At 58.0% G+C, this 13,181-nt stretch carries 15 protein-coding genes and 1 other annotated feature; of the genes, 2 read left to right on the top strand and 13 right to left on the bottom strand.

Annotated features, from left to right (window positions below; genetic code table 11):
- Positions 1 to 24 precede the first annotated feature (24 nt).
- The 5 genes from ABGT74_RS10405 to spoVAC form a co-directional block, all read right to left on the bottom strand.
- Positions 25 to 270, bottom strand: coding sequence for a hypothetical protein (locus ABGT74_RS10405; protein ID WP_346705468.1), 246 nt, complete (start codon positions 268 to 270; stop codon positions 25 to 27).
- Between the two features lie 128 nt (positions 271 to 398).
- Complete coding sequence (locus ABGT74_RS10400; RefSeq protein ID WP_346705467.1) at positions 399 to 1,367, bottom strand: tRNA-dihydrouridine synthase family protein; 969 nt, start codon at positions 1,365 to 1,367, stop codon at positions 399 to 401.
- A gap of 65 nt (positions 1,368 to 1,432) precedes the next feature.
- Positions 1,433 to 1,789 (bottom strand): stage V sporulation protein AE, encoded by a 357-nt coding sequence (gene spoVAE / locus ABGT74_RS10395; protein ID WP_346705476.1) that lies wholly within the window; start codon positions 1,787 to 1,789, stop codon positions 1,433 to 1,435.
- A gap of 5 nt (positions 1,790 to 1,794) precedes the next feature.
- Positions 1,795 to 2,811 carry a stage V sporulation protein AD gene (locus ABGT74_RS10390; RefSeq protein ID WP_346705466.1) on the bottom strand — a complete coding sequence of 339 codons (1,017 nt, stop codon included), beginning with the start codon at positions 2,809 to 2,811 and terminating at the stop codon, positions 1,795 to 1,797.
- Positions 2,808 to 3,266, bottom strand: a complete 459-nt coding sequence (gene spoVAC, locus ABGT74_RS10385; RefSeq protein WP_346705465.1) for a stage V sporulation protein AC — start codon at positions 3,264 to 3,266, stop codon at positions 2,808 to 2,810. The genes ABGT74_RS10390 and spoVAC overlap by 4 nt, the downstream gene beginning before the upstream one ends.
- A 138-nt stretch (positions 3,267 to 3,404) precedes the next feature.
- Between spoVAC and ABGT74_RS10380 the strand changes: the two genes are divergently transcribed.
- The gene (locus ABGT74_RS10380; RefSeq protein ID WP_346705464.1) at positions 3,405 to 3,839 is read left to right on the top strand and encodes a hypothetical protein; all 435 of its coding nucleotides are present in this window, start codon (positions 3,405 to 3,407) and stop codon (positions 3,837 to 3,839) included.
- A 48-nt stretch (positions 3,840 to 3,887) separates the two neighbouring features.
- Here the strand turns inward: ABGT74_RS10380 and ABGT74_RS10375 are convergent, their stop codons facing one another.
- The 6 genes from ABGT74_RS10375 to rplJ form a co-directional block, all read right to left on the bottom strand.
- Positions 3,888 to 4,724, bottom strand: a complete 837-nt coding sequence (locus ABGT74_RS10375; RefSeq protein WP_346705463.1) for a prephenate dehydrogenase — start codon at positions 4,722 to 4,724, stop codon at positions 3,888 to 3,890.
- A 5-nt stretch (positions 4,725 to 4,729) separates the two neighbouring features.
- Positions 4,730 to 5,386 (bottom strand): VanZ family protein, encoded by a 657-nt coding sequence (locus ABGT74_RS10370; protein ID WP_346705462.1) that lies wholly within the window; start codon positions 5,384 to 5,386, stop codon positions 4,730 to 4,732.
- 18 nt (positions 5,387 to 5,404) lie between these two features.
- Complete coding sequence (locus ABGT74_RS10365) at positions 5,405 to 7,327, bottom strand: NAD(+) synthase (RefSeq protein ID WP_346705461.1); 1,923 nt, start codon at positions 7,325 to 7,327, stop codon at positions 5,405 to 5,407.
- A gap of 168 nt (positions 7,328 to 7,495) precedes the next feature.
- Positions 7,496 to 8,626, bottom strand: a complete 1,131-nt coding sequence (locus ABGT74_RS10360; RefSeq protein WP_346705460.1) for an SLC13 family permease — start codon at positions 8,624 to 8,626, stop codon at positions 7,496 to 7,498.
- A 136-nt stretch (positions 8,627 to 8,762) separates the two neighbouring features.
- Entirely contained in the window at positions 8,763 to 9,134 is a 372-nt protein-coding gene (rplL, locus tag ABGT74_RS10355) for a 50S ribosomal protein L7/L12 (protein WP_297283565.1), read from the bottom strand.
- A 43-nt stretch (positions 9,135 to 9,177) separates the two neighbouring features.
- Positions 9,178 to 9,765, bottom strand: coding sequence for a 50S ribosomal protein L10 (rplJ, locus tag ABGT74_RS10350; protein WP_297283566.1), 588 nt, complete (start codon positions 9,763 to 9,765; stop codon positions 9,178 to 9,180).
- Between the two features lie 10 nt (positions 9,766 to 9,775).
- Positions 9,776 to 9,941: a sequence feature (ribosomal protein L10 leader region), on the bottom strand.
- A gap of 171 nt (positions 9,942 to 10,112) precedes the next feature.
- Here rplJ and ABGT74_RS10345 point away from each other — a divergent pair.
- Positions 10,113 to 11,771: an S-layer homology domain-containing protein gene (locus ABGT74_RS10345; protein WP_346705459.1), complete on the top strand. Its 1,659-nt coding sequence runs from the start codon at positions 10,113 to 10,115 to the stop codon at positions 11,769 to 11,771.
- Positions 11,772 to 11,849: 78 nt separating this feature from the next.
- On the opposite strand, the gene rplA is transcribed toward ABGT74_RS10345, so the two are convergent.
- Positions 11,850 to 12,545: a 50S ribosomal protein L1 gene (gene rplA, locus ABGT74_RS10340; protein ID WP_297283568.1), complete on the bottom strand. Its 696-nt coding sequence runs from the start codon at positions 12,543 to 12,545 to the stop codon at positions 11,850 to 11,852.
- 109 nt (positions 12,546 to 12,654) lie between these two features.
- Complete coding sequence (gene rplK / locus ABGT74_RS10335) at positions 12,655 to 13,080, bottom strand: 50S ribosomal protein L11 (RefSeq protein WP_110435834.1); 426 nt, start codon at positions 13,078 to 13,080, stop codon at positions 12,655 to 12,657.
- Positions 13,081 to 13,181: the final 101 nt, after the last annotated feature.

Here is a 13,181-nt window from a genome sequence, read left to right as displayed (position 1 = left end):
CAGGCGCAAATGCGCCTGCTTTTTTTACTGCGCACCATGGGGGACGCGCCTGTCGTCCGGCAGAGGAATGACAGCTGTCATGCGGTGGTGGTACGGGGTGAAAGGACGTTGCCGCAGCAGTCCCCGACCGGCAAAAAACAGCAGCGATGCACCAAGCAGCCCTGCGGTAAGCCCGTATGCCCCAATCTGTCCCATATCCGATGCGCCCGCAAGCAGCATTGTCAGCAAGCCGCTTAACACTTGTAAGGTTCGTCCCAATTTGTTTCGCATGAAAAATCCCTCCGCTTCTCTGGTTGATGCTATCATTGTAGCGCAGAGGTTGTCCGATAAACGGGATTTTCGAGGCGGCTATAGCAAAACGGCTCCCTTCCTGTTCGGAGGGGAGCCGTTGTTCATTCTTATGCCGGGCGGAACCAGCCGGGGACGATATCCTCCCGCACCGCAAGGTCGCGGAAAACAGCCGCTGCTGCTTCCTCATAGGCCAGCGGCGTAGTGGCTTTTTTGAGCCGTTTGCCGTGTTTCTCGCTATTTTCAAACAGGTTCATATGATAGAACCAGATCTCCTTCATGCGCAGCATAGCGATGCGCGCGTCGCCAAAGGCTTCGCAGTAGCGCGCATACAGCGCATCATGGAACGCATGCAGCGTTTCGCTGTCGGCGCGCGGGCCGCCGCGCAGCCGCGTGACAAGCGAGGGATCGCCGATCAGTCCACGTCCGATCATCACGGCGGACAGGTCGGGATAGCGCGCTGCGACAGCCTGTGCGTCGACTTCCGTCACCACATCGCCGTTATAGCACACCGGCATACGGCAGCGGGGCAAGGCGGCGGCAAAATCCGCTTCACGCACCGTGCCTTTGTAGAAATCCTGCCGCACCCGCGGATGGATGGTCAGCTCCGCAATCGGATAGCGGTTGTAAATTTCCAGCAGCCGTGCAAACTCCGCCGGGTCATGCATGCCCAGCCGTGTCTTGATGGAAATGCGTGCATGGGTGGTGGAAAACACGGCGTCCAGAAAGCGGTCGAGCGCATCCGGGTCGGCCAAAAAGCCCGCGTTCTTTCCCTTCGCCGTCACCGTGCCGGACGGGCAGCCAAGGTTGAGGTTGACTTCCGTATAACCCATATCGGCCAGTGCGTTTGCCGCCCATATGCAATCCGCGGCGGATTTGGTCAGCAGCTGCGGCACGGCGGGCACGTCTGCATTAACTTCGGGCGCAATGTCGCGCTTTTGGCGCGGGGTGAAACGCTCAGTCGTGGTCGGGGTGATAAACGGCATAAAATATTTGTCAATCCCCGGGAAATATTCATGGTGCGTGCGGCGGTAAACTGCGCCGGTCACGCCCTCCATCGGGGCAAAATAGTAACGCATGGGCAAACCTCGTTCTCTTCGTTCTGCTGTCTATTATACCGGGGTTTGCCTCTGTCCGCAAGCGCTCAGGAGCGGGATTTGGGCCGTGCAATGAGCGCGAACAGGCAGCCGAACACAATCGCTGCCGCGATGCCGCCCGCTGCACCCGTCACACCGCCGGTGAATGCGCCCAGCAGGCCGCTTTCCGTGACGGCTTTTGCCACACCCTTCGCCAGCGAGTAGCCGAAGCCCAGCAGCGGAATGGTCGCGCCTGCGCCCGCATAGTCTACGACCGGCTGGTACAGGCCGAGGGCTTGCAGCACAACGCCCAGCACCACCAGACTGACCAGAATACGCGCCGGGGTCAGTTTGGTCTTATCGATGAACACCTGGCAAATCGCGCAGATCGCGCCGCCCACCCAGAAAGCGTTGACATATTCCATCCAGTTCATGCGTCGCTCCTTTCGATCACGACCGCGTGGCATATGCCCGCGATCGGCTGGCCCTGCTGCACCGAAGTCGGGCTCATCATCGCGCCCGTACCCGCGAAAACCAGCCGCCGAATCTTTCCGGCCTGCATGTCGCGCAGCAGCGGCCCGCACAGCACCGCCGCCGAACAGCCACAGCCCGAAGCGCCCGCATGCGCATCCTGTTCGTCCCCGAACAGCAGGCTGCCGCAGTCCGAGTAAACCGGGGACAGGTCAATGCCGTCCGTCCGCAGCAGCGTCAGCAGCAGATCCGCGCCGACATGACCGAGATCACCAGTCACAATGCAGTCGAAGTCGGTCGGCTGCGCGCCGAGGTCGGCAAGCAGCGTGGAAAGCGTATCGTAAGCCGCAGGCGCCATCGCCGCGCCCATGTTGTTTGCGTCCTTGACCCCCAGCTCGACCATCTTACCGAACAGGACGTGCGTCAGACGGATGCGGCCTGTCCCGCGCGCACCCAGCACCGCCGCACCGGCGGCGGTCGCTGTCCACTGCGCGGTAGGGGCGCGCTGACCGCCGTAAGCCAGCGGAAAACGGTACTGCCGCTCAGCCGAGCAGAAATGCGAGGAAGCTGATGCCAGCAGGCGGCGCGCCGCCCCGCCCTCAACCAGACAGCCGCCCAGCGCCAGCCCCTGCGCCATGGTCGAGCATGCGCCGTACTGTCCGAGATAGGGTGTGTCCGAATCGACCGAGGCGAGGAACGAGCCAGTGCACTGGTTGAGCAGGTCGCCTGCAAGAATGACATCCAGTTCTCCCCTTTGCAGCCCGGCCTTGTGCAGCGCCAGATTAATGGCGGTCTTTTGCAGCGCGCTTTCCGCCAGCTCCCATGATTTCTGCTTCATGCGGTCGTCCTGGGTCACAAAGTCAAAATATGCGCCGAGCGGCCCTTCGCCCTCTTTTTTGCCGACAGCCGCCGCGTGCGCGATCAGATAAGGGCGGCTCGTCAGATGCAGCGTGCGCTGTCCGATGCGTTCGATCATGCGCCGTCGCCCCCTCCCAGCAACACAAGGATCAGTCCATAGATCACGCTGGCTGAAATACCGTAGGTCAGCACCGGCCCGGCGATGACAAACAGCTTTGCCCCCACGCCGAGTACCAGGCCCTCGCTTTTGAATTCCATCGCGGGCGAGACGATCGAATTGGCAAAACCGGTAATCGGCACGATCGTGCCCGCGCCCGCGTGCTTGGCCAGCTTCTCATATAGATGCAGGCAGGTCAGCAGCGCGCCGAGGAACACCATCGTGATCGAGGTCGCGGCAGCGGCATCCGTGGTCTCCAATCCGCGCCACTGCCAGAAGTTGCTCACCGCTTCGCCCACCGTGCAGATTGCGCCGCCGAACAAAAACGCCTTGAGGCAATCGAGCGGCAGCGGCGACGGCGGGCTTTTCTGTTCCAGCAGCCGCTGATAGCTCTGCTTATCCAGCTTCATACTCATGCTCCTTCCGATGTTTGTGCTATTTTGTGCATCGGTCGGAAATTTATCCATTGCAAGCAACAGATTGCGCACAGGCATGATTGCCATGCAACTGCGCATACTGATGCTATCTCAGTAAAGCAAAGGAGAGAGCAAACGATGGTCGAGCAGGATACGATCAAGCTGCTGCGGGAATGCGACGCGGGCATCAAAATGGGCGTTGCCTCCATCGACGAGGTGCTGGAATATGTCAAAAACGATACGCTTCGTCAGGATTTGGAGAAATACCGGAACGAGCATGTCCAATTGCAGGATGAAATACAGGTTTTACTGGACGAATATCACGACGACGGCAAGGAGCCAAACCCAATCGCAAAGGGGATGTCATGGATGAAAACCAATGTCAAGCTGGGCATGGACGAATCCGATCACACCATTGCCGATCTGATGACGGACGGCTGCAATATGGGCATCAAATCGCTGAACCGCTACCTCAACCAGTACAAGGCCGCCAGCGAGAAAACCAAGGACATCACCAAGCGGCTCATTCATCTGGAAGAGCAGCTGACCGATCAGATGCAAGCATTCTTGTAATTGCATTGCGTTTTCGCACAAAAAAACCGCCCCAAAGGGCGGTTTTTATTATCCCAGTCTTTCCTTGCGTTCGCGGCCATCGCGCAGCAGCGCGGTCAAGGTTTCGCGGTCACCCGCGCGGATCGCGCGGCGGTATTCGTCCAGATGCGTGATGATCTCGTCAATCTCCGCGGCAAGCGGCTCAGCATTGCACAAAAACAATTCGCTCCACATGGTTTCGTTGAGCTTTGCCACGCGGGTCAAATCCTTATAGCTGCCCGCAGAGTAACCGTTGTGCTTGTCCGCTTCCGGGCTTTTGATGTAGGCCGAGGACACGACATGCGCCAGCTGTGAGGTAAATGCAATCATCTTATCATGCTGTGCGGCAGTGCAGCGCACGGTCTGCCCGAAGCCGAGCGACATGAAATACGCTTCCAGCTGCTCGAGCACCCGCTCGGTGCTGCTCTTCGTCGGTACAAAAATCATACTTGCGCCGTCAAACAGCGTCGGCAGCGCGAAATCCAGACCGGAAAACTCACGCCCCGCCATCGGGTGCCCGCCGACGAAGTGCACGCCCGCGTCCAGCGCGGCTTGATCGAGATGATCGACCATAAACTGCTTGACGCCCACCATATCGACCACCACGCAGCCCTTCTTCAGTTTGGGCATGTTCTCCAGCAGCCAGTCTACCGTCGCCTGCGGATACAGGCCGATGATGACCAGATCGGCTTCTTTATAAAGCGCTTCGGTAGCGATTGCGTCGATCGAGCCATCCGCCAGCGCCTGCTCGGCGGTACGACGGGTACGATTCCAGCCGAGGACGCGGCTGAGCGTGCGCGCCTTGATGGCCTTGGCCATCGAGCCGCCCATCAGGCCGAGACCGGCAATGAGTACAGTGTCAAACATGGGGGTCACTCCTTATTCCGGGGATTCACGCGGCAAATATGCCGCCAAATGGGGGTAATGCGACAGACAATGAACACGATTAGCGCGCCGGCAAGGTTCAAAATCAAGTCGTCCACGTCGCACGAGCCCGCGCCCGTGTAGACCTGCGCAACCTCAACTGCTGTAATGCCGAGCGTGAGCGTGGCCGTAAAGAAAAAGATGCTGCGCTGCCAGCGGAACAGTGCGGGCAGGAACACACCCATCGGCGCGAACGCAACCAGATTGCCCAGCAGGTTTAAAATAACCAGCCGCAGCGAGATATTGCCGTAACCATAGGCGATCAGGTAGTTTTTGATGGTGCGCAGCGGTTCAAGATTGACCTTTTCGAACGTCGCGTGCATCGACAGGCCGCGGCCAAATGCGTTGTCGAAAAACAACACGTTTGCCAGCACCCAGAGGTAATACCAGAACAGCAGCATCATATAGTCGTGCCGCCGTTTACCGCGTGCGCCCTTGGGCACGCCGTAAAACAGCGCAATGCCCAGCAGCACGACAAACGCCGCAGCGAATGCGAATTTCTGCTCCGGCCCGACGATGTATTCCGGCGCCAGTTCATAATACAGGTTAAAGCAAAGCAAGACGGCGGTCGCAACGACCGCCAGCCTGCGGATCAGGGTTTTCAAAACAGGTTATTCCCTTTCTTACAGGTTTTCTGCCTGCGCCAGCCAGAGCGTGGCGCACGCATCGGACGGCATACGCCAATCGCCACGGGGCGAGAGCGTGATCGTACCGACCTTGGGGCCGTCCGGCAGGCAGGAGCGCTTGAACTGCTGCGAAAAGAAACGGCGCAGGAACGTGTTCAGCCATTTTTTAATCGTCGCATCGTCATAAACGCCCGCAAAGGTCTTGCGCGCGATGCGGTAGATCTTGCGCGGCGGATAGCCGAAGCGCAGCATATAATAGAGGAAAAAGTCGTGCAGCTCATACGGGCCGACCAGATCCTCGGTTTTTTGGCTGATTTCGCCATCCTTGGGCGGCAGCAGTTCGGGAGACACTGGCGTGTCCAGCACGTCGCACAGCACGTCGCTCAACTCGCCCAGTGTACGGTCAGCCTCGTAGGCCACCAGATAGCGCACCAGCGTCTTGGGGATGGAGGCGTTGACGCCGTACATCGACATATGGTCGCCGTTGTAGGTCGCCCAGCCGAGCGCCAGCTCGGACAGGTCGCCCGTGCCGACCACCATGCCGCCGTGCTTGTTTGCGAGATTCATCAGCACCAGCGTGCGCATGCGCGCCTGTCCGTTTTCAAACGTCACCGAGAGGTCGTCCTTGCTCTGACCGATATCGGCAAAGTGCTGGTCGACTGCGGCCTTGATATCCACGGTCTGGAGCGTCACGCCATACGCATCCGCCAGCTTTTCCGCGTTGCCGCGCGTGCGTGCGGTCGTGCCGAAGCACGGCATAGTCACCGCGAGGATACCCTTGCGATCAAGCCCAAGCATATCAAAGGCGTGCACAGTGACGATCAGCGCGAGCGTGGAATCCAACCCGCCCGACAAGCCGATCACAGCGGTTTTCGCGTGCGTATGGCGCAGACGGGTGGCAAGGCCGGTGGCTTGCAGGGTCAAAATCTCCTCGCAGCGTTCGTCGCGCAGCGCCTTATTCGCAGGCACAAACGGAGTACGCGGGAAGCTGCGGTCGGTAAGGTCGCAGTCCACCATCGGCAGACGGAAAGAGAATTCGCCCGTCGGCACGCTCTGGAAGGTGTTCATGCGCTGGCGTTCGTGTGCCAGACGCTGCAAATCAATGTCCGCATAGGTGATGCCGTGGGTAAACATACGGCTTTCAGCAAGCAGTGCGCCGTTTTCCGCAATCAGGTTGTGTCCGGCGAACACTAAGTCCTGCGTCGATTCACCAAAGCCCGCATCCGCATACAGATAAGCGCACAGCAGCCGTCCGGACTGCTGCCGCACGAGGTCGCGGCGGTAGGCGGCCTTGCCAATGATCTCATCCGAAGCGGACGGATTGACGATAATATACGCGCCGCCCTGTGCCAGCATGGTGGACGGCGGATTGGGCACCCACAGATCCTCGCAGATCTCCACGCCGAAGGTGAACAGCGGCGCGTCCTCGCAGGTAAACACCTGCCCGGTCACGACCGGCACACAGACGGATCCACCGCTGCCGTTCCGCACGGTCACGCCCTCCATGCCGTCAAGCAGTTCGCCCGAAACAAAGTGCCGCTGCTCGTAAAACTCGGAATAGTTGGGCAAATGCTGCTTGGGAACGAAGGCGAGCACCTCGCCCCCGCACAGAACGGCGGCGCAGTTATACAGCTTACTGCGTACGCGCAGCGGCAGGCCAACCAAAACAACAGCCTGCAACTTGGCCGTCTCGCGGCAGACCGTCTCGAGTGCATCCAGAGCGCCGTCCAGCAGCGTCTGCTGCAAAAACAGGTCGCCGCAGGTGTAGCCGGTTAGGCAAAGCTCGGGGAATACGATCAGGCGCGCGCCCTTTGCGGCTGCCTGCTTTGCCTGCTCTATGATTTCGGAAGCGTTATAGGCGCAGTCCGCCACGCGCAAATCGGGCGTTGCGGCAGCGATTTTGACAAATCCATCCTGCATTCCAGTATTCCTCCAGATAATTCAGATATGGTTAGTATACCCTTTTTTACCCCGATACGCAAGGGATTTTGCCTTGCACAGACTGCGAACGACACAGAAAGACAAAAACGCCGTCCCCTCTGCCGAAAAAGGCAGAAAGGACGGCGCATCAGCTCTTCGGGATCACATTCAGCCGACGCAGCCGAACAAAAACGCCGCAGCCGATAAGAGAACCAGTCCCGCGATATTAGCCAGCGTAAAAACCAGCAGATACCGTGGCAGTGAGGCGTTTTCCGCGCGTAAGTACAGCTTGAGCGAAATCAGGCTTGCCAGCGACGCAATCGGCGTACCCAGTCCGCCGACGTCCACACCCGCCAGCAGCGCGCTCCAATTGTCGGTAAAGCCGGAGAGCAGCACCGCCGCCGGAACATTGCTGATGACCTGACTGGCCAGCACGCTGGTCCAGTAAGCGCTGCCTCCCAGCAGCAGCTCCAGCACATTGCGCACCGCTTCGATGCGACCGATGTTGCCTGCAAAGATGAAAAAGCCGACAAAGGTCAGCAGCAACGCATAATCCACGCGCGCGAACAGACCGCGTGCAAACAGCAGCAGACACAGGGCGACCGCTGCGGTTGTGATGCCGTAATGCAGCACATGAACGACCGATAGCAAACACAGCACGAACAGCAGGCACAGCAGGACGAACAGCCGCGGCTGACGGATCTGCTCACGCTGGGGCAACGTAATCTCAATCGTCTCACCCCGTGTCCACAGCGCAGCCGCAGACAGCGCTAACAGGCTGACCAGCGTCAACGGCAGCACAACACGCAGGAACGCGCCGAAGCCCAGCCCGTAATACGAACACAGAAACAGGTTTTGCGGATTGCCGACCGGGGTTGCCATGCTGCCGAGGTTGGCCGCCAGCGTTTGCAGCACGACCACGCGGATGAGCGCATCCATCCGGTCGATATGGCTGAGCACCAGCACGGTAAACGGCACAAATGTGATGAGCGTCACGTCGTTGGTGATCAGCATGGAGCAGAAAAACGGCAGCAGCACCAGCGCAAGATAGAGCAGGCGCAGCTGCTTGCGGCCGGTCAGCAGGCACTGCGCCAGCACAGTGAACAAACCGCACTGCTGCAGGCCCGCGACCACTGCCATCAGGCAGAACAGCAGGCACAGCACACGCAGATCAATATAGTCGGCATATGCCGCATCGGGCGGCACGGCCAGCATGGACAGCAGGGCGCAGACCAGCGAAATCACCAGAACGGCCTCACGCCGGACAAAACCGCCCACTTTGGTCAGAAAGGGATGCATAACAGGGCCTCATTTCCGAAAGAATCCATCATGATATACAAAAGGACAAAACAAACGGCAGGTATTGCTAAAAGCAATACCTGCCGGGTTTCAGACAGCTTGCAGCCCTGAAAGGGCCGGCCGAGCAATCGGAAAATTACTTGAGCTCAACCTTAGCGCCAGCAGCCTCGAGCTTCTCCTTGATCTCGTTCGCTTCAGCTTCCGGAGCAGCTTCCTTGATGGTCTGCGGAGCGGAGTCAACCTTCTCCTTCGCTTCCTTCAGGCCCAGGCCGGTGATCTCACGAACAACCTTGATAACGTTGATCTTGGAGGAACCAGCGTCAACCAGAACAACGTCGAAATCGGTCTTAGCGTCAGCAGCAGCAGCGTCGCCAGCGCCAGCAGCAGCACCTGCAACGGCAACCGGGGTAGCGGATACGCCAAATTCTTCTTCCAGAGCCTTTACCAGCTCAGAGAGCTCCATAACCTTGAGCTCTTTTACAGCTTCCATAATCTCAGCAACAGTCATGGGATTAAACCTCCATTATAAGTTATTTTTAAAATTTGTTTGATTACTCCGCAGCGGGAGCCTCTTCAGCGGCAGCTTCCTCCGCAGCCGGAACCTTAGCGGCAACCAGATCGGCTACCTTCATGTCCTCGTTCCCCTCTGCCTTCTTAACGATAGCATCGCAGGCAATAGCAAGCTGCATAATGGGGAAGTTGAAGCTGTACAGTACCTGAGCGATAAGAACTTCCTTGCTCGGCATGTTAGCCAGCTTCTTGACCTCAGCCTCGTCGATTACCTTACCTTCCAGGTAACCAGCCTTGATCGTGAAGTTCTCGTGGGTCTTAGCGAATTCACCCAGGATCTTAGCCGGCGCGATCACGTCGTCCGTGGTGGAAATCGCCAGCGCGGAAGTGCCGTTCAGGTGCTCTTCCAGAGCGTCAAAGCCCAGTTCCTTCGCCGCAAAGCGGATCAGGGTGTTCTTGATGACCATATACTCAACGCCTGCTTCACGCAGCTGACGGCGGAGCTTGGTATCATCCTCAACGTTGATGCCCTTGTAATCGACCAGCACGCCGGCCGGAGAATTCTTGATCTTCTCTACCAGAGACGCAACCAGAGCCTTCTTCTCTTCCAGAACCTTTGCATTCGGCATCTTTTTCACCTCCTAAAAAATAAAAGTACCCTCCCGGTGCAAAGACACAGGGAGGGTACACAGAAAACCTTATAAAGACGGTAATACTCTATTCCGTGTTGACCTCGGCGGGCGGCGAAAAACGCCTTTAAAACCTTGCGGCTGCCTGCTGTCTTTGACCAAGCTCTAATATTATATCGAACAAACAGGAAAATGTCAAGAAAATTTATAAAAGAAATTTTAGACAGAAAATTTTTACGGCATTTTAGGAGAAATGTTCAAAAGATGTAAATAAATAGGCTTTAGGATTGTGCATGATATAAAATTGTGTTAAACTAAGATTGAAAATTCACACAAGGGGGAATACCATGCGAACCTTATATAAACGAGTGCTCAGTCTTGTGTGTGCCGGGCTGATGCTGCTGCCAGTAACGGCGGGCGCAGCAGGCGGCACACAGCGCACCAGTCTGCCGATGGGCGGCACAATGGTCTATTTGGAAATGGGCGCAGGACGTACAGGCGAGGTGACGCTGGCAAACAACCGTCTGTTCCAGACGCAGTCAGCTTCCGGCCACGTCAGTGCCAAGGCATCCGAGGGCGGAAAAACCGTAGTTGCTTCCATCAATGGCGGCTATTTTGACGCTTACAGCGGCGGCGCAACGGTTTATGCGACCGTCATTCAAGGCGGCGAAGTGGTCAACGGCGGCGGCGAGAAGCCGACACTGGTTTTCCGCGCGGACGGCACACCGCTGATCGACCGCGTCAAAATCGAAACCAAGATTGCCTTCCGCGGCGAGGACAGCGCCACGGTCACGGCATATTCGGTCAATGCCTATGACGCGAACAACGCATGGGCGAGCTATCTGCTCACGCCGGTGTACGGCCGGGCGGTCAATGTTGCTTCCGGCGCGCGTATCATCACCATACAGGACAGCGTGGTCACCAACATTCAGGTCGGCGGCACGGTGCCCAAGCTGAACTGGGGCACGACCGTGCTGGTCATGAACCAGAGTGCGTGGAACAATCTGGTCACCTATACGCTCGAACCGCAGATCGGTAACGACGCGGTACGCAAGACGGTATACACGCCGCAGCATGACAGCGCTTCCGAGTGGACGGACATTGTCAACGGCGTTGGCGCAGGTCCGCTCCTGCTCAAGGACGGCGTTGACATGTGCAACCAGAACAGCGACTTCACCGACCCCAAGCAGTCCCCGGACTATGTTTCCTCCCGTTCGTTCGCCGCGATCATGGGCGACGGCCGGCTGGTACTCGGCAGCGCGAGCAGTGCTTCGATGCGCAATATCGCGCAGTACCTCAAGGGACTGGGCGCAGTCGATGCGATGGCACTGGACGGCGGCGCTTCCACCTTCCTCAGCATCGGCGGTTCGACCGTGCAAAGCGCGGGCCGCAACCTGACCAATGTGCTGCACATTGTGGATTATTCGTCGGGTACGCTGCCCAAGGGCATCCAGCCGCGCGACTTTGATACGCCCTCCAGTTGGGCGGCGCAGACCGTTGTCGATGCGGCAAACGCAGGCATCGTGCCGGAAACCCTGCAAAACGGCTATCAGAAGAACATCACCCGCAAGGAGTTCTGCCAGATCATCGACGCGCTGCTGCATAAGAAGCTGGCGGACTATGACAAGGAACTCTATCTGACCGGCATCTCGTACAATGACGCACGCGCGGCACTGACCGATACATGGGACGCCAGCGTGCTGGCCTGCTACCGCTTCGGTATCATCAACGGCGTGGGCAACAACAAGTTTAGCCCGAATGAGAGCCTGACCCGCGAACAGGCGGCCAAGATTTTGATGGGTGCGGCCAACAAGATCAATCTGCCCGGCAGTGAGGCGAATACTTCGTGGGCGGATGAATCGCAGATTTCGTCGTGGGCACACGAGGGCATCAACTTCGTTGTCGGTGCTGGAATCATGAACGGCACAGGCGAAAACAAGTTCGACCCGCAGGGTCTGTTCACCCGTGAGCAGGCGATTGCAACGGCATACCGCATGATGGGCTAATTCAACAGAACAACAAAAAAGCACGCTGGAAAACCAGCGTGCTTTTTATTGCTTATAAACTCCGTATCAAACAGACGCTTACGCCATCAGCTTAGCAGCGTTGACCTTAACGCCGGGGCCCATGGTGGAAGCCACAACGCAGGAGCGGACATACTGACCCTTGGCAGCAGCCGGCTTCGCCTTGATGATCGCGCCCATCAGAGCGTCGAAGTTGTCCTGCAGCTTCTCAGCGCCGAAAGAAGCCTTGCCGATCGGGCAGTGGATGATGTTGGTCTTGTCCAGACGGTACTCGATCTTACCAGCCTTGGACTCCTGAACAGCCTTAGCAACGTCCATGGAAACCGTGCCAGCCTTCGGGTTCGGCATCAGGCCCTTAGGACCGAGCACGCGGCCCAGACGGCCAACCAGACCCATCATGTCCGGGGTAGCGATGACTACGTCGAACTCAAAGAAGTTCTCCTTCTGGATGCGCTCCATCAGGTCCTCAGCGCCAACGATGTCAGCGCCAGCAGCCAGTGCCTCGTCCGCCTTCGCGCCCTTAGCGAAAACAGCAACGCGGACATTCTTGCCGGTGCCGTGCGGCAGAACGATCGCGCCGCGCACCTGCTGGTCAGCGTGACGGGAGTCAACGCCCAGCTTAACGTGCAGCTCGATGGTCTCATCGAACTTGGCCTTGGCAGTGGAAACAACAGTGGCAAGCGCTTCTGCCGGATCGTACAGCTTGGAACGATCAATGGTCTTTGCGCTGTCTACATACTTTTTACCTTTATGCACAATAAATCCTCCTTAAGTGGTAATGCGGGAATAGGCTAAACCTAACCCTCCCACTTTGACCGGCGCCTGCAAAAAGCGCGGTCAAAATCCATTCAGCTTATCTTAAAACTTATTCCTCGACCGTGATACCCATGGAACGGGCAGTGCCTGCGATCATGCTCATCGCAGCTTCCAGGGAAGCAGCGTTCAGGTCAGGCATCTTGGTCTCTGCGATCTTCTGGCAGTCAGCCTTGGAAAGCTTGGCAACCTTGGTCTTGTTCGGAACGGCCGAACCGGACTCGATACCGCAAGCCTTCTTAATCAGAACCGGCGCCGGGGGAGTCTTAGTGACGAAGCTGAACGAACGGTCAGCGTAAACCGTGATGATAACCGGGATGATCATACCGGCATCGTTCTTGGTGCGCTCGTTGAATTCCTTGGTGAACGCCATGATGTTGACGCCATGCTGGCCGAGAGCCGGACCTACCGGGGGAGCCGGGGTTGCCTTGCCTGCGGGAATCTGGAGCTTAATATAACCTACTACTTTCTGTGCCATGTTGAAAGGTTCCTCCTTCAATAAATGTGGTAATTGGCGAGTCCCTTCTGCGGGAGCTCTCCCACTTGCCGCGCGCCTTCAGCGCGCATTTCCGGCCAGAT

The organism is uncultured Agathobaculum sp. (assembly GCF_963927765.1).
GTDB lineage: Bacteria > Bacillota > Clostridia > Oscillospirales > Butyricicoccaceae > Agathobaculum.
This window is presented reverse-complemented; position numbering and strand designations above follow the sequence as displayed.